The organism is Streptomyces sp. NPDC020917 (assembly GCF_044333795.1).
GTDB lineage: Bacteria > Actinomycetota > Actinomycetes > Streptomycetales > Streptomycetaceae > Actinacidiphila.
Genome location: NZ_JBIRRR010000001.1, coordinates 458,457 through 482,478, shown reverse-complemented (window position 1 = coordinate 482,478; position 24,022 = coordinate 458,457). Strand labels below are relative to the sequence as shown.

23 protein-coding genes and 1 pseudogene are annotated in these 24,022 nt (G+C 72.7%); 5 read left to right on the top strand and 19 right to left on the bottom strand.

Annotated features, from left to right (window positions below):
• Positions 1-7 precede the first annotated feature (7 nt).
• The 5 genes from ACH4TG_RS02075 to ACH4TG_RS02055 all read left to right on the top strand — a co-directional run bounded on the left by ACH4TG_RS02075 (position 8) and on the right by ACH4TG_RS02055 (position 5,879).
• Positions 8-679 carry a response regulator transcription factor gene (locus ACH4TG_RS02075; RefSeq protein ID WP_398239817.1) on the top strand — a complete coding sequence of 224 codons (672 nt, stop codon included), beginning with the start codon at positions 8-10 and terminating at the stop codon, positions 677-679.
• Positions 676-2,148 carry a sensor histidine kinase gene (locus tag ACH4TG_RS02070; RefSeq protein WP_398239815.1) on the top strand — a complete coding sequence of 491 codons (1,473 nt, stop codon included), beginning with the start codon at positions 676-678 and terminating at the stop codon, positions 2,146-2,148. Before ACH4TG_RS02075 ends, ACH4TG_RS02070 begins: the two co-directional genes overlap by 4 nt.
• A 163-nt stretch (positions 2,149-2,311) precedes the next feature.
• A complete protein-coding gene (locus ACH4TG_RS02065; RefSeq protein WP_398239813.1) occupies positions 2,312-3,199 on the top strand; it encodes an alkaline phosphatase family protein in 888 nt (295 codons plus the stop codon).
• Between the two features lie 3 nt (positions 3,200-3,202).
• A complete protein-coding gene (locus ACH4TG_RS02060; RefSeq protein ID WP_398239811.1) occupies positions 3,203-4,561 on the top strand; it encodes an MFS transporter in 1,359 nt (452 codons plus the stop codon).
• A 295-nt stretch (positions 4,562-4,856) separates the two neighbouring features.
• Positions 4,857-5,879, top strand: a complete 1,023-nt coding sequence (locus ACH4TG_RS02055) for a TolB family protein (RefSeq protein WP_398239810.1) — start codon at positions 4,857-4,859, stop codon at positions 5,877-5,879.
• Here the strand turns inward: ACH4TG_RS02055 and ACH4TG_RS02050 are convergent.
• The 19 genes and pseudogenes from ACH4TG_RS02050 to ACH4TG_RS01960 form a co-directional block, all read right to left on the bottom strand.
• The gene (locus ACH4TG_RS02050; RefSeq protein ID WP_398239808.1) at positions 5,842-6,525 is read right to left on the bottom strand and encodes a histone deacetylase; all 684 of its coding nucleotides are present in this window, start codon (positions 6,523-6,525) and stop codon (positions 5,842-5,844) included. The two genes, ACH4TG_RS02055 and ACH4TG_RS02050, sit on opposite strands and share 38 nt — an antisense overlap.
• 5 nt (positions 6,526-6,530) lie before the next feature.
• Positions 6,531-7,148 (bottom strand): ABC-2 transporter permease, encoded by a 618-nt coding sequence (locus ACH4TG_RS02045; RefSeq protein WP_398239807.1) that lies wholly within the window; start codon positions 7,146-7,148, stop codon positions 6,531-6,533.
• The gene (locus tag ACH4TG_RS02040) at positions 7,145-8,047 is read right to left on the bottom strand and encodes an ABC transporter ATP-binding protein (RefSeq protein WP_398239805.1); all 903 of its coding nucleotides are present in this window, start codon (positions 8,045-8,047) and stop codon (positions 7,145-7,147) included. The genes ACH4TG_RS02045 and ACH4TG_RS02040 overlap by 4 nt, the downstream gene beginning before the upstream one ends.
• Before the next feature lie 17 nt (positions 8,048-8,064).
• Complete coding sequence (locus ACH4TG_RS02035; RefSeq protein WP_398239804.1) at positions 8,065-8,451, bottom strand: GntR family transcriptional regulator; 387 nt, start codon at positions 8,449-8,451, stop codon at positions 8,065-8,067.
• 81 nt (positions 8,452-8,532) lie between these two features.
• Positions 8,533-9,048 (bottom strand): DinB family protein, encoded by a 516-nt coding sequence (locus tag ACH4TG_RS02030; RefSeq protein WP_398239802.1) that lies wholly within the window; start codon positions 9,046-9,048, stop codon positions 8,533-8,535.
• Between the two features lie 330 nt (positions 9,049-9,378).
• The gene (locus tag ACH4TG_RS02025; RefSeq protein WP_398240458.1) at positions 9,379-10,740 is read right to left on the bottom strand and encodes a glutamine synthetase family protein; all 1,362 of its coding nucleotides are present in this window, start codon (positions 10,738-10,740) and stop codon (positions 9,379-9,381) included.
• 136 nt (positions 10,741-10,876) lie between these two features.
• On the bottom strand, positions 10,877-11,683 hold the full coding sequence (locus ACH4TG_RS02020) for a hypothetical protein (RefSeq protein ID WP_398239801.1): 807 nt from the start codon (positions 11,681-11,683) through the stop codon (positions 10,877-10,879).
• Between the two features lie 134 nt (positions 11,684-11,817).
• Positions 11,818-12,312: pseudogene (locus tag ACH4TG_RS02015) on the bottom strand (hypothetical protein); the annotation flags it as partial.
• 521 nt (positions 12,313-12,833) lie between these two features.
• Positions 12,834-13,754: a hypothetical protein gene (locus tag ACH4TG_RS02010; protein ID WP_398239800.1), complete on the bottom strand. Its 921-nt coding sequence runs from the start codon at positions 13,752-13,754 to the stop codon at positions 12,834-12,836.
• 7 nt (positions 13,755-13,761) lie between these two features.
• On the bottom strand, positions 13,762-14,250 hold the full coding sequence (locus ACH4TG_RS02005) for a hypothetical protein (RefSeq protein WP_398240456.1): 489 nt from the start codon (positions 14,248-14,250) through the stop codon (positions 13,762-13,764).
• A gap of 47 nt (positions 14,251-14,297) precedes the next feature.
• Positions 14,298-15,605 (bottom strand): MCE family protein, encoded by a 1,308-nt coding sequence (locus ACH4TG_RS02000; RefSeq protein ID WP_398239799.1) that lies wholly within the window; start codon positions 15,603-15,605, stop codon positions 14,298-14,300.
• Positions 15,605-16,729, bottom strand: coding sequence for an MCE family protein (locus tag ACH4TG_RS01995; protein ID WP_398239798.1), 1,125 nt, complete (start codon positions 16,727-16,729; stop codon positions 15,605-15,607). Before ACH4TG_RS01995 ends, ACH4TG_RS02000 begins: the two co-directional genes overlap by 1 nt.
• The gene (locus ACH4TG_RS01990; RefSeq protein ID WP_398239797.1) at positions 16,726-17,961 is read right to left on the bottom strand and encodes an MCE family protein; all 1,236 of its coding nucleotides are present in this window, start codon (positions 17,959-17,961) and stop codon (positions 16,726-16,728) included. Before ACH4TG_RS01990 ends, ACH4TG_RS01995 begins: the two co-directional genes overlap by 4 nt.
• Complete coding sequence (locus ACH4TG_RS01985; RefSeq protein WP_398239796.1) at positions 17,958-19,058, bottom strand: MCE family protein; 1,101 nt, start codon at positions 19,056-19,058, stop codon at positions 17,958-17,960. The genes ACH4TG_RS01990 and ACH4TG_RS01985 overlap by 4 nt, the downstream gene beginning before the upstream one ends.
• Positions 19,055-20,086 carry an MCE family protein gene (locus ACH4TG_RS01980; protein ID WP_398239794.1) on the bottom strand — a complete coding sequence of 344 codons (1,032 nt, stop codon included), beginning with the start codon at positions 20,084-20,086 and terminating at the stop codon, positions 19,055-19,057. The genes ACH4TG_RS01985 and ACH4TG_RS01980 overlap by 4 nt, the downstream gene beginning before the upstream one ends.
• On the bottom strand, positions 20,083-21,345 hold the full coding sequence (locus tag ACH4TG_RS01975) for an MCE family protein (protein ID WP_398239793.1): 1,263 nt from the start codon (positions 21,343-21,345) through the stop codon (positions 20,083-20,085). Before ACH4TG_RS01975 ends, ACH4TG_RS01980 begins: the two co-directional genes overlap by 4 nt.
• Positions 21,342-22,217, bottom strand: coding sequence for an MlaE family ABC transporter permease (locus ACH4TG_RS01970; RefSeq protein ID WP_398239791.1), 876 nt, complete (start codon positions 22,215-22,217; stop codon positions 21,342-21,344). Before ACH4TG_RS01970 ends, ACH4TG_RS01975 begins: the two co-directional genes overlap by 4 nt.
• Positions 22,218-22,220: 3 nt before the next feature.
• Positions 22,221-23,039, bottom strand: coding sequence for an MlaE family ABC transporter permease (locus ACH4TG_RS01965; RefSeq protein ID WP_398239789.1), 819 nt, complete (start codon positions 23,037-23,039; stop codon positions 22,221-22,223).
• On the bottom strand, positions 23,036-24,016 hold the full coding sequence (locus tag ACH4TG_RS01960; RefSeq protein WP_398239787.1) for an ABC transporter ATP-binding protein: 981 nt from the start codon (positions 24,014-24,016) through the stop codon (positions 23,036-23,038). The genes ACH4TG_RS01965 and ACH4TG_RS01960 overlap by 4 nt, the downstream gene beginning before the upstream one ends.
• Between the last annotated feature and the right edge of the window lie 6 nt (positions 24,017-24,022).

Sequence of the window (24,022 nt, the reverse complement as noted above, 5' to 3'; positions counted from 1 at the left end):
TGTGGCCATGCGCCTGCTGGTGGTTGACGACGACGAAGCGGTACGGCGTTCACTGGCGCACGCCCTCGTCCGCGACGGATACGAGGTGTCGGTCGCGGCGGACGGCCTCGCCGCGCTGGAGTCGCTGGCCGCGCACCGGCATGACGCGGTGGTGCTGGACATCCTGATGCCCGAGCCGAACGGGCTGGAGGTGTGCCGGACGTTGCGGGCCCGCGGCGACCGCACGCCGATCCTCATGCTCACCGCCCGCGACCTGGTCGCCGACCGGGTCGCGGGCCTGGACGCCGGCGCGGACGACTACCTCGTGAAGCCGTTCGCGCTGGAGGAGTTGCGGGCCCGGATCCGAGCGCTGCTGCGGCGCAGCGGCGCGGACGACGAGGTGCTGCAGTTCGCCGACCTCGCGCTGGACACGGCCGCGTGCCGGGCCCGGCGCGGCGAACGGGTGCTGGAGCTGACCCGGACCGAGTACGCGTTGCTCGAGCTGTTCCTGCGCAACCCGCGCCGGGTGCTCAGCCGCACCCTGATCTTCGACTCGGTGTGGGGCTACGACTTCGGCCCGTCGTCCAACGCCCTGTGGGTGTACGTCAGTTACCTGCGGGCCAAGCTGGAGGCCGGCGGCGAGCCGCGGCTGCTGCAGACCGTGCGCGGGCTCGGGTACGTGCTCCGGGAACCGGAGTGAACCTGCGCAACCGCGTCGCGCTGGCCGGCGGCGCGGTGGTCCTCGCGGCGCTGGCGGTCGCCTCGCTCGTGCTGTACCCGTCGCTGAGCACCAGGTTGAAGGCGCAGCACGACAGTGCGCTGCTGGCCGCGGCCCAGCAGGCGCCGGACCTGGTGCGGGCGTTCAAGCAGAAGGCGGCGGGCAGGACCGCCTCCCCGCAGGGGTCGGCCGACCCGAAAGCGTCGGCGAGCCCGAAGGGGGCGGCGGACCCGAAAGCATCGGCGGACCCGAAGGGGCAGGGGGGCGACGGGAGTTCCGGCTCGCCCGGCCTGGACCCCGGCTCCGTCATCCCGCAGCGCCCTTTCGACGTGGGGTCGATCCTGCTCCAGTTCGTGGTGGCCCCCGTCGAGGTGGGCCCGAGCGGCGGCTTCGTCGACGTGACCGCCACGGACGTCGCGGTGGCCGACGGGCGGCACGCCCCGTACTTCGAGGACGTCGTGTACGGCGGGGTCGGCTACCGCGTCTACACCGCCCCGCTGATCGGCAACGACGGCACGCTGGTGCGCGCCGCGGTGCCCACCTCGGTGGTCGGTACGACGCTGCGCCGGCTGGAGTTGCTGCTGCTGTGCATCACCGCGGCGGGCAGCGTGCTGGCGGCGCTCGCGGCGCGGCTGGCGGCGGCCCGGGTGCTGCGCCCGGTGCGCCGGCTGAGCGACACCGTCGAGCACGTCACCGCCACCCAGGACCTCTCGGCGCGGCTGACGGCCGACGGGAACGACGAGATCGCCCGGCTGACCCGCTCGTTCGCCGCCATGATGACCGCGCTCGACGACTCGGTCGGCGCCCAGCGGCGTCTGGTGGCCGACGCCTCGCACGAGTTGCGCACCCCGCTGACGAGCCTGACCACCAACCTCGAACTCCTCGGCGAGGGCGCGGGCGTGGCCGATCCGCAGGCGCCGCTCCTGGTCAGCGAAGCCCGGGCGCAGGCCGCCGAGTTGACCACCCTCGTCAACGACCTCGTGGACCTGGGCCGTTACGGCAGCGCCACACGTGCGCACACCGAGGACGTGCGGGTGGACCTGCTGGCGCGGCGGGTCGTGGACCGGGCCGCGGCACGCGCGCCGCACCTGGCGTTCAGCGCGGAACTGGAGCCGTGCATGGTGCACGGCGACCCGGACGCCCTGGAGCGCGCGATCGGGAACCTGGTGGACAACGCAGTAAAATGGAGCCCAGACGGCGGGCCGGTCGCGGTGACGACGACCCGGGCCGGAGCGGTGTCGGTGAGCGACCGCGGGCCGGGCATCCCCGCCGCCGACCTGCCCTATGTCTTCGACCGCTTCTACCGGTCCCCGACCGCGCGCTCGCTGCCCGGCTCGGGCCTCGGCCTCGCCATCGTGCGGCAGATCGCCGAGACGCACGGCGGCGGCGTGGCGGCCCAACCCCTGGAGCAGGGCGTGCGGTTGGTGCTCACGCTGCCGCCCGCGCCCTGACCGTGCGCCGAGCGTTCGCCGGTATTTCACCGGAAACCATCTGTCCCAGGAGCCCCAACCGGCCTAGTTTTGACATGCACACCGCCGTCCTGTCCGTTCCTCGCGCCCTCTCCAGCCGTCTCCCCCCTCATCTCCCCCCTCGTCTCCCCCTCCGGAGGTCACCGTGCCCGGGTGGATCCCGTCCCGCCGCAGCCGCACCGCCCTGCTCACCGCCGGCGGCCTCGCCGCCGCGTCCGCCGGTGTGTGGGCCGGCCTGGGTGGCAACGCCTCGGCGGCGAGCGCCGTGCCCAGCCCCGACCACGTCGTGGTCGTCGTCATGGAGAACCACGCCTACAGCCAGGTGATCGGCAGCTCCAGCGCCCCGTACCTCAACAACACCCTGAAGGCCGGCGGCGCCAACCTCACGCAGAGCTACGCGATCACGCACCCGAGCCAGCCGAACTACTACGCCCTGTTCTCCGGTTCGACGCAGGGCGTCACCGACGACAGCTGCGTCACCCCCGGATTCAGCTCCGCCGCCAACCTCGGCTCCGAGGTGATCGCGGCCGGCAAGACCTGGGGCAGCTACAACGAGACACTGCCCAGCCAGGGCTCCACGGTCTGCAAGAGCGGCAACTACGCCCAGAAGCACGACCCGTGGTTCGGTTTCGGCAACGTGCCCACCAACACCGCGAAGACCTTCGCGCAGTTCCCCACGGACTACAGCACCCTGCCGAAGATGTCCTTCGTCATCCCGAACCTGTGCGACGACATGCACGACTGCTCGGTGGCCACCGGCGACACCTGGCTCAAGAACAACCTGGGCGCGTACGCGACCTGGGCCAAGACCCACAACAGCCTGCTCGTCGTGACCTTCGACGAGGACAACTCGCTGAGCGGCAACCGGATCCCGACCGTGCTCTACGGGCAGCCCGTCACCGCGGGCAGCTCCAGCGCCACCACCTACAACCACTACAACCTGCTGCGCACGCTGGAGGACCTGGCGGGGACGTCGACGCACGCCGGCCAGGCCGCGTCCGCGTCGGACATCGCCGGCATCTGGTCCAACTGACCGATGTACGTCAGCGAGAGCCGCGGCAGCAAGCCCGCGGTGACCGCACCGGCCGCCCGGGGCCCGCTCCCCGGGCGGTCGGCTGTGAGCGCCACGGTCTTCGCGCTCGGCGCGGTCAGCCTGATCACCGACGTCTCGTCGGAGATGGTCACGGCCGTGCTGCCGCTGTACCTGGTCACCGGTCTCGGCCTGTCACCGCTGGGATTCGGCCTGCTCGACGGGGTCTACAACGGGTTCAGCGCGCTGGTCCGGCTGATCGGCGGGCACCTGGCAGACCGCGGCGGGCGGCACAAGCCGGTCGCCGCCCTCGGCTACGGGCTGTCCGCGCTGTGCAAGCCGCTGCTGCTGGCCGTCCACACGCTGCCGCTGATCGGCGCGGTGCTGGCGGCCGACCGTACCGGCAAGGGCCTGCGCACCGCGCCGCGCGACGCGCTGATCTCGCTCGCCTCGCCGCCGCAGACCCGCGGCCGGGCGTTCGGCGTGCACCGGGCGATGGACACCACCGGCGCACTGCTCGGTCCGCTGGTGGCGTTCCTGATCCTGCGCCGGGCCGCCGAGGGCTACGACGCGGTGTTCACGGTGAGCTTCTGCGTGGCGGCGCTGGGCGTGGTGGTGCTGCTGCTGTTCGTGCCGTCCCGCTCCCCCGAACTCGCCCCGCCCCGGCCCTCGGAGCTCCCCGGGCAGCCCCCCGCTGCCGCCGCCGAACGCCCGTCGCTGCGGGCCGCTTTAGCGCTGCTGGGGCGCCGCGAGCTGCGCGGGCTGACGCTGTGCGCGCTGGCGCTGGGCCTGGCCACGGTCAGCGACTCGTTCGTCTACCTGCTGCTGCAACGGCGGCTGGGGGTGCCCGACCGCTGGTTCGCGCTGCTGCCGCTGGGCACGGCGGGGGCGTTCCTGCTGCTCGCAGTGCCGCTGGGCCGGTGGGCGGACCGGGAGGGCCGCTGGCGGGTGTTCGTCGGTGGGCACCTCGCGCTGCTCGCCGCCTACGGGCTGCTGCTCTCGCACCTGCGGGCCGGCGTGCTGCCGTACCTGGTGCTCGCCCTGCACGGCACGTTCTACGCGGCCACCGACGGCGTGCTGATGGCCGCCGCGGCCGGGTCGGTGCCGGCGGCGCTGCGCTCCAGCGGCCTGGCGCTGGTGCAGACCGGGCAGGCCGCGGCGCGGTTCGTCTGCTCGATCGCCTTCGGCGCGGCATGGACGGCGTGGGGCGACCGGTCCGCGCTGAGCGGCGCGGCCGTGGCGCTGGCACTGAGCGTGCTGCTGTCGCTGCGGCTGCGGCCGGGCGCGGAGCCTGCGGCGCCGGCGGGAGACGCTGGTGGCCCTGGAAGCGCCGGAGGAACAGGAGAAGGGGACGCGGATGGCTGACCGGAGGTCCGGTGAGGTGGCCGGGAAACCGGCGGGAGGTGCGCCCGGGGACGCGGCGAGCGACCTCACGGTCGAGGCAGCCCCGGGCGCCGCGGCCGCGCACGCAGGTGGAGACATCACCGTTGACGCCACCGGACACACGGCGGGCACGCCAGCCCCGGGCGCCACGGCCGCGCACCCAGGTGGCGACATCACCGTTGACGCCACCGGGGACACGGCGGGTACGCCAGCCGCACGAGGTGCGGTCCAGGACGTGGCGGGGCGTGCGCCCGGGGGCGCGGCCGGGGACGCCGGTATGAGCGCGCGCCGGCGGCTGCTCGTGCTGCTGGCGTGCGTGCTCGTCCTGTCGTGCGTCGCCGGGGTCGCCGTGTGGCGGGCCGCGGACCGCGCGCACCGCAAGGACCAGGTGCAGGCGGGCGGGCCGGCGGTCAGCCCCGGCACGGTGTCGCTGGCCGCGGGCGGCGCGCCTCGCGTCGTGTTCCGCTCGATGGCGTGGGGCCCGCACCGCGACGAGCTGACCAGCGTTCCGGCGGGCGAACCGGCCGGTCCGCGGAAGGCGTCCGGCGTGAAGTGCCTGCGGTTCTACGCCGCCGGCGGCACCGGCATCTGCCTGCAGGCGGTGCGCGGGCCGGTCAGCGACTCGTACCGCGCGGTCGTCCTCGACGCCCGGCTGCACGAGACCCGCAGGATCGGCCTGGCCGGCATCCCCACCCGGGCCCGGGTCTCGCCGAGCGGGCGGATGGTCGCCTGGACGGTGTTCGTCGGCGGCGACAGCTACGCGGGCACGAACTTCTCCACCCGCACCTCGATCCTGGACACCCGCACCGGCGTCCTGCAGCCGACGCTGGAGGACTACGCCGTCACCCGGGACGGCGCCCGGGTCCGCGCCGCCGACGTCAACTTCTGGGGCGTCACCTTCCGGGACGACCGGCACTTCTACGCCACGATGGCCACCGGCGGCCACACGTACCTGATCCGCGGCGACACCGCGACCAGGACCGCCGTGACCGTGCACACCAACGTGGAGTGCCCGTCGCTGTCGCCCGACGGCACCCGCGTCGCGTACAAGAAGCGCGTCCCGGGCCTGCCCTCGGACGCGCCGTGGCGGCTGTACGTGCTGGACCTGGCGACCGGGCGCGAGCAGCCGACGGCCGAGCGGCGCGACGTCGACGACCAGGCCGTGTGGTCCGACGACCACACGCTGGTGTACGCGATGCCCGGGGACTACGGCTCCGACCTCTACAGCGTGCCGGCCGACGGCAGCGGCGCGCCGCGGCTGCTCACCCGGTCGGCGCTGGCCCCTGCGTGGCTGGGATGAGCGTCCCGCCGTCGGCCGTCCAGTGGCCGGCGGCGCCGGGGCAGCCGGCCAGATAGCGGGCGATCGCCGCGTCGTCCCACGTGCCGGCCTCCCGCAGGCCGGCCCGCAGGTGTTCCAGGTAGGCCGCGGCGGGCGGGTTCCACGGCACGTCGGTCAGGGACCAGGGCGCGGTGAAGGTGAGCAGCGGCAGCCCGTCGAGCGAGCCGGCGCGCACCAGCGTCTCGTAGCGGCCGGGCCCCAGCGTGCAGCGGCCGGAGGCCAGCACCTCGGTCAGGTCCAGGTCGGTGCCGGGCTCGCCGTACATCTCCTGCGCGGCGACGTCGGAGAACTGCTCGGCCGTGATCAGGTGCGCCCGGGCCAGCGCCCGCCCGGCCGCGTCCGGGTCGTAGAACGCCCGCCCGCCGCCCCACACCTGCGACCGCGTCGCGAAGTACACCGCGCCCGGCAGTTCCACCCCCACCGACCGCAGCGGCGGCGACGCGTCCCGCGCCCCCGCGCACCCCCGTAGCGCCCCTTCCGCCCGCCCGCCCTCCAGGTAGCAGGCCAGCCGCACCCCGCTCATGTTCGACCCGTACGCGGCGTACCAGACCCGCTCGACGCGTGCTCCCGGCGTTTCCCCGTGTGCCCCCGGCGTTCGCGCGCTCATGCCCGTCACCTGCCCCGGTGTTCCGGCATGCGCGCCGCCAGGATCGCGGAGGCCGCCAGGACGACCGGGCCGGCCGCCCACAGCAGCGGCAGCCAGGTGTGGACGGAGGCGAGGGAGAGGTGCAGCCGGACGACGGCCACCATGACCAGCGCCAGCGGCATGGTGGTTCCCAGGATGCTCGTGCGGGCGTACCCGAAGCGGATCAGGAGCGGGAACTGGATGGCGATGTTGACCGCGAACAGGGCCCAGGACAGCGCCAGGATCGTCAGCGCGCTGCGGCCTGCGAACGGCACGCCCTCGGCCCGCGCGAGGAGAACGGCCACGCCCGCCCCCGCGCCGACGGTGGCGAGAAAGCTCGCCAGGGCCCAGGCGTAGTGCCCGAGCACCACCGTGCGGTGCGGCACGGGAAGGACGGCGTACAGCGTCCGCAGGTCCGCCTTGTCGGCGACGACGAACGGGTGGACGGCGACCAGCGGGGCGAGCAGCATCGCGAGCGCGGGCACGACATGGTCGGGGTTGCGGGCGAGCACCACCATCAGCAGGCCGAACACCAGCAGGCCCTGCGTCCGGTACGGCGCGACGGTCCGCATGTGCAGCACCGCCATGCGCACCACGGCCGTCATGCGACGGCTCCCCGCCGGCCGCCGAGCGGTGGCACCGGTCGCGTCGCACGCGATCCGACGTGCAGGGCGATGTCCTCCAGCGTGGGCGCCTCGACGAGGACGCCACCGCCCAGGAGGTCGGCCTCCTCGGTGCGCACAAGGGCCTCCGCCCCGCTGGAGGTGCGCCTGACACCGATCAGCTCGACGCCGACCAGGCCGCTCAGATCGTCCGGTCCGCCCCGCACCACCCGGTAGGCGTCCAGGATCTCGTCCTTGGGGCCGGTGCGGACGATGCGGCCGCCGTGGATGAGCGTCACGTAGTCGCCGATGCGGTCCAGATCGGAGGTGATGTGCGTGGAGAACAGCACGCTGTTCCCCTCGTCGAGCAGGAAGTCCCCGATGATGCCCACCAGTTCGGCCCGGGCGACGGGGTCCAGGCCGCTCGTCGGCTCGTCGAAGACCAGCAGGCGCGCCCGGTGCGACAGGGCCACGGCGATCATGAGCTTCATCGCCATGCCGCGGGACAGGTCCTTGACCTTCGCCCGCAGGTCCAGGCCGAACTCGTCGAGCAACTGCCGGTAGCGCAGGCCGTCCCAGCGGCCGTAGAAGGGGCGCAGCGTCCGCTCGACTTCGAACAGCCGCCAGTCGCCCACGAGATACGTGTGGTCGAACACCACCCCGACGTCCTGGCGCAGCGAGACGGGGCCGGGAACGCGGTGGCCGAGCAGCTCGATCGTGCCGCTGTCGATGCCGCGCATGCCCAGCAGGCAGCGGATCGTGGTCGTCTTGCCGGCGCCGTTCGCCCCGATGAGGCCCATGACGTAACCGGTCGGCAGCTCGAAGCTGACATCGCGCAACGCGAAACCGTTGCCCACCGCGCAGTCCACGCCCCGCAGGGCGAACGCCGGATCGCCGGCCATGGAGGATCCTCCCGCTCTCAGGCGTGCTCGGGCTCGGCCTGCATCAACCCGTCGAGGATCTCGATGAGATCCTCGCGGTCGAGGCCGGCCCTGTCGGCGGCGTCCACGGCGGACTGCAGGCCCTCCTCCACCTGGCGCAGCAGCTGCTCGCGCACCAGGGCCGTGTCCAGCGGCAGGACGTAGGCGCCCTTGCCGGGGACCGTGGCGATGAACCCCTCGGCGGCCAGCTCGGCATAGGCGCGGTTGGTGGTGATGATGCTGATCCGCAGATCGCGCGCGAGGGCGCGGACCGAGGGCAGGGCACTGTCCTCGGCCAGCTCCCCCGACAGGATGGCCCCGCCGATCTGCTCCTTGATCTGCTGGTACAGCGGCACACCCGCGCTGTTGGACAACACCACGCGCACGACGGACCTCCGTTCCTCTTCAACTGTACATGCACACTATATACAGTCGGAACGGTAAGGACGCCCGGTCGGCGGGATCGGCTAGTAGTAGCCCTTCGCGCCGTCGAGGAGTTCGCGGACGATGTCGGCGTGACCGGCGTGGCGGCCGGTCTCCTCGACGAGGTGGATGAGGATCCAGCGGAGGTTGGCGCTGCCGGCGCGGAAGCCCGGGTGGCGTCCGGCGTCGTCGAGGGACGCGGCGGCGACGATCTCGTTGCTGCGGGCACACTGGGCCTCGTACTCCGCGAGGAGTTCGGCGATCGGGCGGCCCTCGGTCTGCCAGTCGGCGTCCTCGGTGGACTCGTCGAACGCCGGGTTCTGCTTCTCGTCACCGCCGAGGAACGCAACCTCCAGCCACATGTGCTCGGTCCAGCGCATGTGGGAGATCAGGCCGGCCATCGTCATGGCCGGTGACGTCGGGATGACCGAACGGTGCGCGTCCTCGTCCTCGAGCCCCTCGCACTTCCAGCGCAGGATCTGCCGCTGCAGGTCCAGCCAGCCGATGAGCGCGGTGCGTTCGTCCGCGTGGAGGGGGGGTCGTTGCAGTTCTGATGCCATGCGGGCGCACGCTACCGGGGAGTTCGGCAGCGGACACCCGATTTACGGGGCTGCCGGCGGCTCCGTATGGGGCGCGTGGGCGCAGAGGGCGCGGATCCCCTCCGCCTTCAGCGGGAGCAGGCGTCCGTCGGCGCCCCGGCCGAACCGCCGGCAGGGGCATTCCTGGGTCCCCGGGGCAGAGCCCAACCGCCGTTGCCACGGCGGGTGTTGAACGCGAAGAAACGCAGAACAGCCCGCAGGCGGCCCGGGCCGCTGGGAACGCGCTGCGGGGCGACGGCTGGAAGGCGTCGCCCCGCGGCGGGGAGAAGGAGGAAGCGGGCTGACCTGCGGTTACAGCACCGGGAGGTTCTTGATGAGCTCGAAGGGGGTGACCTGGGAGCGGTACTCCTCCCACTCCTGCTTCTTGTTGCGCAGGAAGAAGTCGAAGACGTGCTCGCCGAGGGTCTCGGCGACCAGTTCGCTGCGCTCCATGAGGGCGATGGCCTCGCCCAGGTTCTGCGGGAGCGGCTCGATGCCCAGCGCACGGCGCTCCGCGTCGGTGAGGGCCCACACGTCGTCGTCGGCGCCGGGGGGCAGCTCGTAGCCCTCCTGGATGCCCTTCATGCCGGCGGCGAGCAGCACCGCGTAGGACAGGTAGGGGTTGGCGCCGGCGTCCAGGGAGCGGACCTCGACCCGGGTGGAGCCGGTCTTGCCGGGCTTGTACATGGGGACCCGGATCAGCGCCGAGCGGTTGTTGTGGCCCCAGCAGATGTACGAGGGGGCCTCGCCGCCGGCGCCCGCGGTGCGCTGCGAGCCGCCCCAGATGCGCTTGTAGGAGTTGACCCACTGGTTGGTGACCGCGGAGATCTCCCCGGCGTGCCGCAGCAGCCCGGCGATGAAGGACCGGCCGACCTTGGAGAGCTGGAACTCCGAGCCGGACTCGTAGAAGGCGTTGCGGTCGCCCTCGAAGAGGGAGAGGTGGGTGTGCATGCCCGAGCCCGGGTGCTCGGAGAACGGCTTGGGCATGAACGTGGCGTGCACGCCCTGCTCCAGCGCCACCTGCTTCATCACCAGCCGGAACGTCATGATGTTGTCGGCCGTGGACAGCGCGTCCGCGTACCGCAGGTCGATCTCCTGCTGCCCGGGGGCGCCCTCGTGGTGGGAGAACTCCACCGAGATGCCCATCGACTCCAGCATGGTGATGGCGGTGCGGCGGAAGTCCATGCCGACGTTCTGCGGCGTGTGGTCGAAGTAGCCGGAGTTGTCGGCGGGGGTGGGCCGGCCGCCGTCCAGCGGCTTGTCCTTGAGCAGGTAGAACTCGATCTCGGGGTGCGTGTAGAAGGTGAACCCCAGGTCGGAGGTCTTGGCCAGCGCCCGCTTGAGGACGTAGCGGGGGTCGGCGTACGACGGGGAGCCGTCGGGCATGAGGATGTCGCAGAACATCCGGGCGGTGCCGGGGGCCTCGGCGCGCCACGGCAGCACCTGGAACGTCCCCGGGTCGGGCTTGGCGATCATGTCGGACTCGTACACCCGGGCGAAGCCCTCGATGGCGGAGCCGTCGAAGCCGATACCCTCGTCGAAGGCCTGCTCCAGTTCGGCGGGGGCCACGGCCACCGACTTCAGGTAGCCGAGCACATCGGTGAACCACAGCCGAACGAAGCGGATGTCCCGCTCCTCAAGGGTGCGGAGGACGAACTCCTGCTGCTTGTCCATGTCGGTTTCCATCCATCCTTGCCGGTCAGGCCACCACCCCCCGCCGGAGTCCGCATCGGGGGATCACGAGCATTGCACCACACGGTTTCCCATGTGTTGCAGGCCTGCTCATTCCCATAGTGCCTGCCGGTGGACGTCAGCCGAAGGTGTCGATGGAGGCGATCTTCCATGTGCCGCCCTGCCGCACCGCGTCGACCGCGAACATGGCCGCCGCGTAGGTCGTCCCGCCGCTGCCCGCGGCCGTGCTGGTGTTGCGCTGATCGGCGTAGACCAGCACCCGGGCCCGGTCGCCGGTGATCGTCTGGACGCCGGTGCTGGTGACGGTCGTGGTCAGCACGAGCTTCTGCTTCGGGGCCTGCGCGCGGACCTGGGCGAGCATGCCGGCGTACTGCTGGACGGCGTTCCCGGTCAGCAGCCGCCGGGCCGCCGCGTCGGTCTTCGCGGTGTCGGCGTAGTCGTAGGAGAAGACGGCGTTGACGTCCTGGGCGACGGCCCCCTTGATCTCGCTCGTCCTGGCATTGTCGGTCAGCGCGGTGTTGCCGGTGTCCGACGAGTCGTGCAGCGACGACGCCTTCGCCGAGGCGAGGGCGGCGAAGCCGCCGAGCAGCACGGTGACGACGGCGAGCACCACGGTCATGACGGTGGGCAGCGGGAGGCGGCGCCGGCGCGGACCGCGGGCGGCGGCCGCGGGCCGGTCCGGAGGCGCGGCCTCGTTGGCGGGACCGGGCTTCGCGGACGTCCCGGGGGCGGCGGGGGTCCCCGGTGCTGCCGCGGCGGCTTCGGACGCGGCGTCCCCGGCCGCGGCGGCTTCGGGCGCTTGGGCGGGCTCCGCGGCGACGGCTCCGGCCCGCACGGCCGCGGGCCGTACGGTACGCGGCTGGGCCGTCGTGGCGGCCGCCGCGAGACGGCGTTGGCGGTTGATCAGATGGCGGGTCGTCGACATGTCCGGGCCGGTCCTCTCTCAGATGGCGGTCAGCGGCCGCTGGTCGACGGCTTGGTGGTGGGGGCGGCGGGGGCGTGGGACGCGGTGGTGCCGGGGGCCGCGGTGGATCCGGTCGACGAGCCGTCGCCGGACGCCGCGCTGTCGCCCATCGGCGCCTGGCCGAGCGCGCTGAGCTTCCAGCCGGCCGCCGTGCGGGTCAGCTCGGCGACCAGCCGGCTCTCCTTCACCGACGGCTTGCTCTTGGGCGCCTGCACGGTGATCTGCAGGGCGACCATCACGCTCGCCTTGCCGGTGCGGGTGTCGAGTTCGGTGACCGCGCCGGACAGCACCTTCGCCGTGCTGTCGGTCTGCGCGAGCTGGACCTGCTTCTCGAAGTCGGCCCGCCCCTGGACGAGTTGGCTGTGCAGGTCGCCGGTGGTGCTGGCCTCCCACACGTCCAGGCCGTGCCCGAGGTCGTTGTGGTTGAGGGTGTTCATGTTCTGCACGGCCTGCTCGCCGGCCGCCAGCACGGTGTCGCGGGCCCGCGCGAAGCCCGCGTCTCCGTCGTGCGCGGCGCCGTACCAGGACCAGCCGGTCCAGGCCGCGGCGAGGGCGGCCACCAGGGCGAGGACCACGGCCGCCACGAGCACCGGGCGCCGTGCCGGCGCGGGCTGCCGCCCCGCGCCGGCCGGCCCGGCCGGACCCTTGTCCCCCCGGTCGGACCCGGCCTTCGCGGCCGTCGCGCGCTCCCCCACCGCCGCGCCGGCCACGCTCTCCTTCGCAGACGCCACGGCCTTCCCGGCGGGCGCCGCGCCCGCCTTCTCCGGAGCAGCGGCCTCCGCGGCCCCGGCCTCCTGAGCCCCGACCTCGGCGGCTCCCGTCTCCGCGGATCCCTCTTCCGGGGTCTCCGTCACCGCGCCGCGCGCCTCGCCCTTCTCCGCGGGCGCCGTCACCGCCTCATCGGCCGGCGCACCGCCGGGAACCGCCTCGCCCGAGGCGTCCGCGACCTCGCCCGCTGCCGCTTCCGCCACCGCCCCGGCCTCCGGCTCCGCCACGGCCACCGCCGTGCTGCCCGCGCGCGCCTCGGCGGCCGTTCCCGCGTCCTCGGCGGAGATGCCGTCCGCGGCCGGTGCGCTGCCGCCGCTCCTGCGTCGTACCATCTGCCTCTCCCCTACCGGGCCTTGAGATCGGTGATGCGCCAGCGGCCGCCGGAGTACTCGGCGGTCACCGACAGTTGGGCGGCGGCGCTGGTCGCGGTGCCGCCGGCGCGCTGCGCGGTCTGGTCGAGGAAGACCAGCAGCCGCGCGCGGCCGGACGTCAGCGAGACGACGCCTGCCCTGACCACCCGGGTGGTCAGGGTGAGTTTCTGGTCGGCGACCTGCTGCCGGATCCGGGAGAACAGCTGCTGGTACTGGGTGGCCGCCGGGCCGGCCAGCAGGTCGCGGGCGGCCTGGGCCGTGGACTGGGTGTCCTGCGGGGTGTACGCGAAGATCCGGCTCAGCGCGTTGCTGACGTCGCCGCTGACCTGGTCCGTGGCGGCGGTGTCGGTGAGCGCCCGGTTGCCGGTGGCCGCCGGGTCCTTCAACTGCTGGGCCGCGTACAGCAGAACGCCGGCCAGCAGCACGGCGAGCGCGAGCAGCGCCGTGGCGACGGTCCTGCGCCGCGGCCACCGGCGGCGGCGCGGCGGTGGGTCGGCGGCGGCGTTCTCCGGCGAGGTGCGCGGCGCGGGAACGAGGGCCCCGGCGGCGTCCCGGTCCTCCACCTCGTCCCGGTCCTCCGCAGCGTCCGCGGAATCCGTACCGTCGGCGGGATCCGTGCGGCCGGACGATCCCGTGCGGTCAGCCGCATCGGCGCCATCGGCGGTATCCGACGGGCCGCCCACCGGATCCGCGGCGATGGTCTGGGCCGCCTGGCCCCCCGTCTCCCCGGCCTCCCCGAGGTCCGCCGCCACCGCGGCGCCCGCGTCGCCCGCGACCTCCGCCACTCGCGCGGCACCCGCACGCGGCACCCCCGCGGTGCCCGCCGTGCCCGCGGTGCCCTGGTCGGTCGTGCCCACCCCCACCGCCTCCTTCACGTCGTCCCTGTCGCCCATGCCGTCCTCAGCTCGCCCCGACCGGCACCGCGGTGAGCGCGGTGAGCTTCCAGGAGCCGCCGGTGCGGGACAGGCCCGCCTCGAAGCGCTTGCGGTCGGTGGTGGCGGCGCCGTCCTTCGGGGTGACCCGGACCTGGACGGTCGCGATCACCTTGGCCGTCCCCGCCCGGGTGTCGAGCTCGGTGACGGCCGCGTCGGTGACGGTGCCGCGGGTCGACGTGCCCGACGCCTTCAACTGGTCGGCGTCCGCGGAGTGGGTACGCGTCAGCTGGTCGTGCAGCGGCCCGGTGGTCGCGTCCAGCCACAGGCCCAGGTCGCGGTCCAGGTGCGCGGCGTCCACGGTGTTCAGCCGCGCGATGTCCTGCCGGCCGGCGCCCAGTGCGGCGTCGCGCGCCTTGCCGAAGCGCAGCGCGTCGTCGCCGCGGGTGGTCGCGTACGACCAGGCGGCCAGGCCGAGGAGCAGCGCGGCCACCGTCCAGCCGGCCGTCCAGACCAGGGTGGCCCGGCGCCGGACCGCGGCCCACGCGGGGGTTGCAGGTGTGGTCACGGGGTGTCCTCCAGACCGAGCAGGCCGGCGAGGGTGGTGGGTCCGCCGGACGGCAGTCCCGGCAGGCCCAGCGCGCCGGGCAGCAGCGGTCCTGCGGTGGCCGTGCGGGTGCCGGCCGGCGCGCTGCCCGAGGTGGTGGCCGAGGTCGCCGTGGGCAGGACCGAGCCGGGCTGGACGGGGTCCGGGACCGACGCGCCGCCGGGCGCGTGCGCCGAGCCGCGTACGTCGATGCCGGACGAGGCGGGTGCGGTGCAGCGGGCCGCGGTGTTGAACGCGGTGGCGGGCGCGCTGGTGTCCAGGCCGTTGCGGTACGTGGTGCCGCCGTATCCGGAGGTGCAGGGCAGCGGCGAGAAGAAGGTGACCGCCATGCCGAAGTGCACGCCCTGGGAGGTGATCGCGGTGGAGCCGGCCGCGGCGACCGCCGGCACCTTGACCAGGAACTCCCGGATGCCGTCCTGCCGGGTCACCGCCACGTCGGAGGTGGTCAGCAGGTTCGCCAGCACCACGCTCAGGTCCGGGCCGACGTCCCGCAGCAGCGCGGTGACCTGCCCGGCCGCCTCGGGGGCCGCGGCGATCAGCCGGCGCAGGTCGGTGTCGGAGGTGTTGAGCTGCGCGGCGAGCTGGTTGGCGCTGGAGGCGAAGGAGGTGAAGGCGTCGCCCTCGTCGGCCTGGGTGCGCAGCACCGTCTGCGCGTCGACCATGAGCTGGGTGTTGCCCGGCAGGTTGCGGTCGGCGGCGGAGATGAAGTGGCCGCTGCTGTCGAGCAGCGACTGCAGGTTGCCCGCCTGCCCGTTGAACGCCTTGCCGAACTCGTCGACCACCGTGCGCAGGGAGTTCAGCGGTACCGAGCCGGCGAGGTCGTTGACGCTGGTGAGCAGGTTGGTGACGGGCGCGGGGATGCGGGCGTCGGCCCGGGTGATGCGCGAACCGTCGTGCAGGTACGGCGGCTGGTCGGTGCTCGGCTGGAGGTCGATGTACTCCTCGCCGACCGCCGAGAGGTTCGCCACGACGGCCTTGAGGTCCGCGGGGATGTGCGGGGCGGAGTCGTCGATGCGCAGGGACGCCTCGACGCCGTCGCCGGTGAGCGTCACCGGGCCGACGCGCCCCACCGACACGCCGCGGTAGGTGACGTCGGCGTTGGTGAACAGGCCGCCGGTCTCCGGGAGTTGGACGTTGACGGTGTAGTAGCCGCGCAGCCCGACGTAGCGGCCGAGGTCGGCGTACCGGACGCCGATGTAGCCGAGGACGAGGACGGCGATCAGCAGGAAGGCGATGTTCTTGGCGATGGTGGTCTTGGTGAGCATCAGCGGCCGCCCCTCGTGGTGGTGACCGACGGCAGCGGCAGCGGGAGGGACTCCTTCTGCTTCTTCAGCGCGCTCGGCGTGTAGATCGGGCCGACGTCGGGGTAGGTGCTGTCGTCCGGCAGCAGGGCGGGCACGAGCTGGGTGCCCGGGGCGGCGGTCAGGTCCAGGTACACGTTGAGGTAGTCGCCCTTGACGCCGTTGAGCACCTCGTCGGTGAACGGGTAGGTGAGCAGCACCTGGAGGGAGTCCGGCAGGTCCTTGCCGGCGTCGGCGAGGCGTTGCAGGGTCGGGGCGAGCGCCTTGAGGTCGGCGACCATGTCGTCCTTGCTCCGGTCGACGGTGTCCACCGCGACCCCGGAGAGGGTGTCGAGCGAGCGGAGCATGGTGACCAGCGAGCCGCGCTGCTGGTCGAGCACCTTCAGGCCGGGGCTGAGCCCGGTGAGCACGGTGCCGATCGCGCGGTCGCGGGTGGCCAGGGTGTCGGACAGCTGGTTGACGCCGTCGAGGGCGTCGGTGATGTCCTGCTTGTGGGTGTCGAGGTCGGAGACGAGGGTGTCGACCTGGGTGAGCATGTCCCGGATCTGCGGTTCGTTGCCGGTGAGCGCCTTGTCGAGTTCGGTGCTGATGGTCTTCAGCTGCTGGATGCCGCCGCCGTTGAGCAGCATCGACAGGGCGCCGAAGACCTCCTCGACCTCGGGGTTGCGGTTGGTGTGCGACAGCGGGATCGTCGCGCCGCCGCCCAGCCGCCCGGTGGCGGCCTCGCCGGACGGCGGCCCGGACAGCTGCACGTACTTCTCGCCGAGGAGGCTGGACTGCTCCAGGTGCGCGTAGGCGTTCGCGGGCAGGTCCACCTTGCCGTTGACCTTCATGGTGACCACCGCCGACCAGCCGTCGGAGCCGAGCGAGATGCCGGTGACCCGGCCGACGGCGACGTCGTTGACGCGGACCGAGGACTGCGGGACGAGGTCGAGGACGTCGGCGAACCGGGCCTTGACGGTGTAGGGGTGGGCGCCCAGGTTCGCGCCGCCGGGCAGCGGGAGGTTCTGGACGCCGCCGATGCCGCAGCCGGTCAGGGCCAGGGCGAGGACGGCGCCGCCGGCCGCCGCGGTGATGGGCCGTCTCATCGGGCCGCTCCCTTGGCCGGCGTGCTGCCGTAGACGGTGCCGACCGGCGGCAGGGGCAGCGGCAGGGTGCTCGTGCCCGGCGCGACCGGTTGCAGGGTGGAGGAGGTCGGCGTGGTGCCGGACGTGCCCGCGGTGGTGCCGTCGCCGCTGGTGATGGCGGTGCTCGCGGTGGTCAGGTTCGGTCCCATGCTCAGCTCGTTGATGTTGGCACGGCCGTCGAGGGTGCCGTGCTGCGGGTCGTAGGCGTTGAGCACGTTGTCGGCGGCGAGCGGTGCGGTGTCCAGGAGTTCGGCGAGCGAGGCCCGCTGGTCGACCAGGGTCTGGGTGATCGGCGCGAGCTTGGCGATGCTGGTCTTCAGCCGGGTGCGGTTGTCCTGGATGAAGCTCTTCACCTGGCCGAGCGCGGTGGACAGTTGCTGCAGGGCGCCGCCGAGGTCCTCCTTGTCGTCGGCGAGGAAGCCGGTGACGGTGGACAGCTGGTCGGTGGCGGCCTTCACCTTGCCGTCGTTGTCCTTCAGCATCGAGGTGAAGGACTGCAGGTAGGACAGGGTGGCGAACAGGTCGCCGCTGTGCCCGTCCAGCGTCTTGGAGGCGGCACCGAGCTGGGCGATGCTGTCGCCGATCGCCTTGCCGTTGCCGTCGAGGTTCTGCGCGCCGGTGTCGAGCAGCCGGGACAGCGCGCCGGTGGCGTTGGCGCCGTTGGGCCCGAGGGCGGTGCTGAGCTGGGTGATGCTGTCGTAGAGCTGGTCGACCTCGACCGGGGTGGCGGTGCGGGTCGCCGGGATCTCGTCCTGGTCCTCCAGCCGCGGGCCGCCGGTGTAGGCGGGGGTGAGCTGGACGTAGCGGTCGGCGACGACGCTGGGCGCGACCACGACCGCGCCGGCCTTCGCCGGGATCTTCACACCGTGGTCGAGGGCGAGCACCACCTTGACCTGCTTGCCCTGCGGCTGCACGGACGTGACGGTGCCGACCTTCACACCGAGCACCCGCACGTCGGATCCCTTGTAGACGCCGACGGTGCGGTCGAAGTACGCGGTGACGTGCGGGCCGTCGGGTCCGCCGAACGCCCACACGCCGGCGGCCGTCGCGGCCGCGGCGACCACGGCGAGGACCGTGGCCACGACGCCGATCCGCAGGGCGGTGCGCCGCCGGTCCGGGCGCTCGCCGGCGGGCCGGGCGGACCGTCCGGACCGCCCGGGCAGGAGCCGCCGCAGGGGACGGGCCGACATCATGAGGTGCCTCCTGTCGCCTTGGGCGGCATGCATCCGGTGGCCGGCGGGGTGCCCGCGGGCAGGTAGCTCTTCGGCACCAGGCCGCACAGGTAGCTGTCGAACCAGCGTCCGTTGCCGAGGGTGTTGCCGACGATGCGGTAGTACGGGCCGGCCAGCGCGAGCACCTTGTCGAGGCTGGACTGGTTGGCCGTCAGCACGGAGGTGACCCGGTCCAGCGCGTCCAGGGTCGGCCCCAGCTGGCGGTTGTTGTCGGCGACCAGGCCGCCCAGCTGGGTGCCCAGCGCCTCGGTGCCGGTGAGCAGCGAGTGGATGGCGTCGCGCCGCTGCTGGACCTCGGACAGCAGCAGGTTGCCGTCGGTGAGGAGTTGCTGGAAGCGGCCGTTCTGGTCCGACAGGGTCTTGGTGAGCTGCTTGCTGCCGGCCAGCAGGTTGGCGAGCTGGGCGTCCCGGCTGGAGATGGTCCGCGACAGGTCCGACAGCCCGGTGGCGGCGCTGCGCACCGACGCGGGGGTGTCCTTGAACGTGTCGGAGATCGTCTGGAAGCTGGTGGCCAGCTTCTGCGTGTCGATCGCGCCGAGCGTCTGCCCCAGGCCGTTGAACGCCTGGGTGACGTCGTACGGCGAGGTGGTGCGGCTCTTCGGGATGCGCGTGCCGGGGTTCTGCGCCGCGTTGCCCAGCGGGTCGACGGCCAGGTACTTCTCGCCGAGCAGCGTCTTGATGCCGATGGCGGCGGTGCTGGCGTCGCCGATCCAGGTGTGGCGGACCTTGAAGGTGACCTTGACCCGGTCGCCGTCCAGCGAGACGCCGGTGACCTTGCCGACCTTGACGCCCGCGACCCGCACCTCGTTGCCGGGCCGCAGCCCCGCCGCCTCGCTGAAGTCGGCGGAGTACGAGGTGCCGCCGCCGATCACCGGCAGCGCGTCGGCGTTGTACGCGACCAGGCTGACCAGGACCAGCAGCGCGAGGCCGACGGCCCCGACCAGGACCGGGCTGCGTTCGCGCAGCGGCCGGAACAGCGGCCGGCCGCGGTTCGCGGGATCGCGGAGCAGGCGGCGCAGCCCGGGGACCCGCCGGGGTCCGGTGCGTGCGGGCGTCATGAGCGGCACCTCGCTTCGGTGATCGCTATGCCGGTGGACGGCTTGCTGCCGTCGAGGGTGGTGACGCCCTCGACGGTCGCCTGGCACAGGTAGAGGTTGAGCCAGGACCCGTAGCTGGCGGTGCGGCCGATGGCCTGGAACTTCTGCGGGGTCTTCTTCAGGAAGTCCTCCAGCTGCGGGCTGCTGTCGGCGAGGTTGGTGGACAGCCGGCCGAGTTGGGCGATGGAGTCCTTCAGCGGCGCGCGCCCGTCGTCGAGCAGTCCGGCGGTGCTGGTGGTCAGCCGGGAGATCGCGGTGATCGACTGGCCGATCGGCTCGCGGTCCTGGGAGAAGCCGGTGACGAGCTGCTGGAGCGTGGTGACGAGGTCGTTGAAGCCGGCCTCGCGGGTGTTGACGGTGGTCAGCACCGAGTTGAGGTTGTCGATGACCTGCCCGATGACCTGGTCCTTGGCGGCCAGCGTGGTGGTCAGCGAACCGACGCTGCTGATCAGCGAGTCGACGGTGCCGCCCTCGCCCTGCAGCACCTGGACGATCTCGCCGGCCAGCTGGTTGATGTCCTTGGGCGACAGGCCCTGGAAGAGCGGCTGGAAGCCGTTGAACAACTGGGTGAGGTCGAGTGCGGGCGTGGTGTGCTGGAGCGGGATGGTGTCGCCGGGGTGCAGCACGGCGCCGACCGGCCCGGTGCCCTGCGCGAGGTCGACGTACCGCTGGCCGACCATGTTGAGGTACTTGATGGTCGCGGTGGCCGAGGCGGGCAGGGTGCGGTCCTTCTGCACCGAGAAGTGCACCTGCGCGTACCGGTGGTCGACGACCTTGATGGAGTCGACCTGGCCGACCTTCACCCCGGCGATGCGGACGCTGTCGCCGGAGGTCAGTCCGGTGGTGTCGGTGAACCGGGCGTTGTAGCCGGAGGTGTCGCCGACGTCGGCGCCGGCGATGCTGATCGCCAGCACGGCGGTGGCCAGCGCGGTGACCAGGACGAAGATCAGCGACTTGACGATCGGCCCGACCAGGGAGCGGCGCTTCACTTGACGGTCACCTCCGTCCCTCGGAAGACCGGCCCGGTCAGCAGGCTGCTCCAGTCCGGCAGGTCCTGCGGCGAGCTGTGCAGGGACGGGGCGAGGAGTTCGTTGACCAGTTCGTTCTCCTGCGGGGAGTTGGCCAGCGGGGTGGTGCCGTGGCCGGTGTACGGGACGGAGTAGCACGTGGGGCCGCCGCCGGCGTCGTACACCGGGGTGTCCTGGCCGGCGACGTACTTGCCGCGGGAGGGCACCGAGGTGAGGTCGACGTGCAGCCCGGGCTGGGCGGTGCCCTTGCCGAGCGCCTTGTCCATGGCCGGCACGAAGTCGGCGAGGGTGCGCAGGGTGCAGGGGAAGGAGGGCGCGTACTTCGCGAGCAGCCCGAGGGTGCCGCGGCTGTCGGCGGACAGCCGGATCAGGTTGTCCTTGTTCTGCCGCAGGTACGTGGTGAGGTCCTGCGAGGTCGCGGTGGCCGAGCCGTAGACGGTGCTGAGGTTCGCGCGCTCCTCGGCGATGGTGCCGCTGGTCCTGGTGAACTCGGTGAGGGCCTGCACGAGGTCGGGCGCCGCCGCGTCGTAGACGTGGCTGACGGTGACCAGCTGCTTGATGTCGTCGTTGAGCGCGGGCAGTTCGGGGTTGAGCTTGGTCAGGTAGCGGTCGAGCTGGACGAGGGTGGTGCCCAGCTGGGTGCCGCGGCCGTCGAGCGCGGTGGCGACCGCGTTGAGGGTGGCGGAGAGCTTCTGCGGCTGGACGGCGGTGAGCAGCGGCATCACGTTGTCCAGCACCTGCTGCAGCTCGATGGCGTTGCTGGACCGGTCCTGGTCGATGGTGTCGCCGGCGGCCAGCGTCGTTCCGCCGGCGACGGTCCCGGCCGGCGGGACCAGCGCCACGAAGCGCTCGCCGAACAGGGTGGTCGGCAGCATCTGCGCGGTGACGCCGGCCGGGATGCGGCGCAGCGCACCGGGCTTGAGGGCCAGGGTCAGCCGGGCGCCCTGCCCGTCGGCGTGGATGGCGGACACCCGGCCGACGACGACGCCGCGCATCTTCACGTCGGCGCCCTGGTGCATCTCGTTGCCGGTGCTGCCGGTCTCCACGGTGACGGTGGCCTCGTCGGTGAACGCCTTGTCGTAGACGGCCACGGCGAGCCAGGCCAGCAGGGCCGGCACGAGCAGGAAGACGATGCCGGCGGTACGGCGGCCCGCGGTGGTGATGCGGCGGGGGCGGCGCAGCGGCGGCGGGGCCAGCGGCCGGGTGTCGGTGGCCGTCATCCCGCCACCCGCACCGTCGTCGTGGCGCCCCAGATCGCCAGGCTGAGGAAGAAGTCGGTGAGCGCGATGATCACGATGGCGTTGCGCACCGAGCGGCCCACCGCGATGCCCACCCCGGCCGGGCCGCCCTTGGCGGTGTAGCCGTAGTAGCAGTGCGCCAGGATCACCACGATGCTGAAGATCAGCACCTTCAGTGTGGACAGCAGCACGTCGGCCGGTGACAGGAACTGGTTGAAGTAGTGGTCGTAGGTGCCGGACGACTGCCCGTTGACCCACACCGTCACCAGCCGGGAGGCGGCGTAGCTGCTGAGCAGGCCGATGCCGTACAGCGGGATGATGGCGACGACGCCGGCGATGATCCGGGTGGTGACCAGGTAGGGCATGCTGCGCACGCCCATGCCCTCCAGCGCGTCGACCTCCTCGTTGATCCGCATCGCGCCGAGCTGGGCGGTGAAGCCCGCGCCGACGGTGGCGGACAGGGCGAGTCCGGCGACGAGCGGGGCGATCTCGCGGGTGTTGAAGTACGCGGAGATGAAGCCGGTGAACGCGGTGGTGCCCAGCTCGTTCATCGCCGCGTAGCCCTGCAGGCCGACGACGGTGCCGGTGGCCAGCGTCATGCCGATCATCACGCCGACGGTGCCGCCGATGACGCCCAGGCCCCCGCTGCCGAACGCCACCTCGGCGAGCAGCCGCTGCACCTCTTTCAGATAGCGGCGCAGGGTGCGCGGGATCCACAGCACGGCGGTGATGTGGAAGATGAAGTGGTCGCCGGTCTCGTCGAGCCAGCGCAGCCAGCGGGTGCCGCCGGGCGCGCCGCGCGGGGGTGGTGGCGGCGGTTCGGACCGCGGCGCGTCCTTGTCCAGCAGTGCCATCGCTCAGGCTCCCTTCTGCGGGACGAGCTGCAGGTAGATCGCGGTCAGCACGACGTTCACGAAGAACAGCAGCAGGAAGGTGATGACGACGGACTGGTTGACCGCGTCGCCGACGCCCTTGGGCCCGCCCTTGGGGTGCAGCCCGCGGTAGGCGGCGACGATGCCGGCGATGAACCCGAAGATCAGCGCCTTGATCTCGCTGATGTACAGGTCGGGGAGCTGGGCGAGCGCGGAGAAGCTGGACAGGTACGCGCCGGGCGTGCCGTGCTGCATCACCACGTTGAAGAAGTAGCCGCCCGCGGTGCCGACCACCGACACCAGGCCGTTGAGGAACAGCGCGACGAGCATGGTGGCGAGCACCCGCGGCACGATCAGCCGCTGCACCGGCGAGACGCCCATCACCTCCATCGCGTCCAGCTCCTCGCGGATCTTCCGCGACCCGAGGTCGGCGCAGATCGCGCTGCCGCCGGCGCCCGCGATGAGCAGCGCCACGATCAGCGGGCTGGCCTGCTGGATGACGGCCAGCACGCTCGCGCCGCCGGTGAACGACTGGGCGCCCAGCTGCTGCGTCAGCGATCCGACCTGCAGCGCGATCACCGCGCCGAACGGGATCGACACCAGGGCCGCGGGCAGGATCGTCACGCTGGCCACGAACCAGAACTGCTCGATGAGTTCGCGCACCTGGAACGGCCGGCGGAAGGTGTCCCGGACGGTGGTCGCGGCGAGCGTCATCAACTGGCCGGTCTCGCGCAGCGCCCCGCTGCCGGGGAAGCCGCGGCGCGGCGCGCGCACGCCGGGCGCCGGGCGGACGGGTGCGGTCATGCCGGCTCCCCCTGCGGGGTGAGCCCGGCCTTGATCGCCTCGCGGGCGGACACCGGCAGCGTCTCCCACATCGACAGCACCCGCGCCTTGCGCCGCTGCACCGCCTGCCGCGGCGGCAGCCCGGGGCTGGGCTGCAACTGCGGGACGATGCGGGGCGGTTCACCGGAACCGACGGCGTCGCCGTTGAGCTGCTCCAGGGCTATGGTCGCCTCGTCCTTCTCCTCCGACATCCCGATCGGGCCGACCCGCCGGCCGCTGAGGAACTGCCGGACGACCGGCTCGTCGCTGGTCAGCAGCAGCTCGCGGGGCCCGAACGCGACGAGTTCGCGGCGGAAGAGCATGCCCATGTTGTCGGGCACCGTCGAGGCGATGTCGAGGTTGTGGGTGACGATCAGCATCGTCGCGTCGATCTGCGCGTTGAGGTCGATCAGCAGCTGCGAGATGTAGGAGGTGCGGACCGGGTCCAGGCCCGAGTCGGGCTCGTCGCACAGGATGATCTGCGGGTCGAGCACCAGTGCCCGGGCCAGCCCGGCCCGCTTGCGCATGCCGCCGGAGATCTCGCCGGGCAGCTTGCCCTCGGCGCCGAGCAGGCCGACCATGTCGATCCGCTCCATGACGATCCGGCGGATCTCCGACTCCTTCTTGCGGGTGTGCTCGCGCAAGGGGAAGGCGATGTTGTCGAACAGGTTCATCGAGCCGAACAGCGCGCCGTCCTGGAACATCAGGCCGAACATCTTGCGGGCCTCGTAGACGTCCCGCTCGGGGCTGTTGACCATGTCGACGCCGCCGACGAGCACCCGGCCGCGCTCGGGCTTGAGCAGCCCGATGATCGACTTCAGGAACACCGTCTTGCCGGTCCCCGAGGGCCCCAGCATCACGCTGACCTCGCCGGGCGGCAGAGTGAGCGTCACATCCTGCCAGACGGTCTGCTTGCCAAAGGACTTCGTCAGACCTTCGACGATCACTTCGATTCCCATTGCACC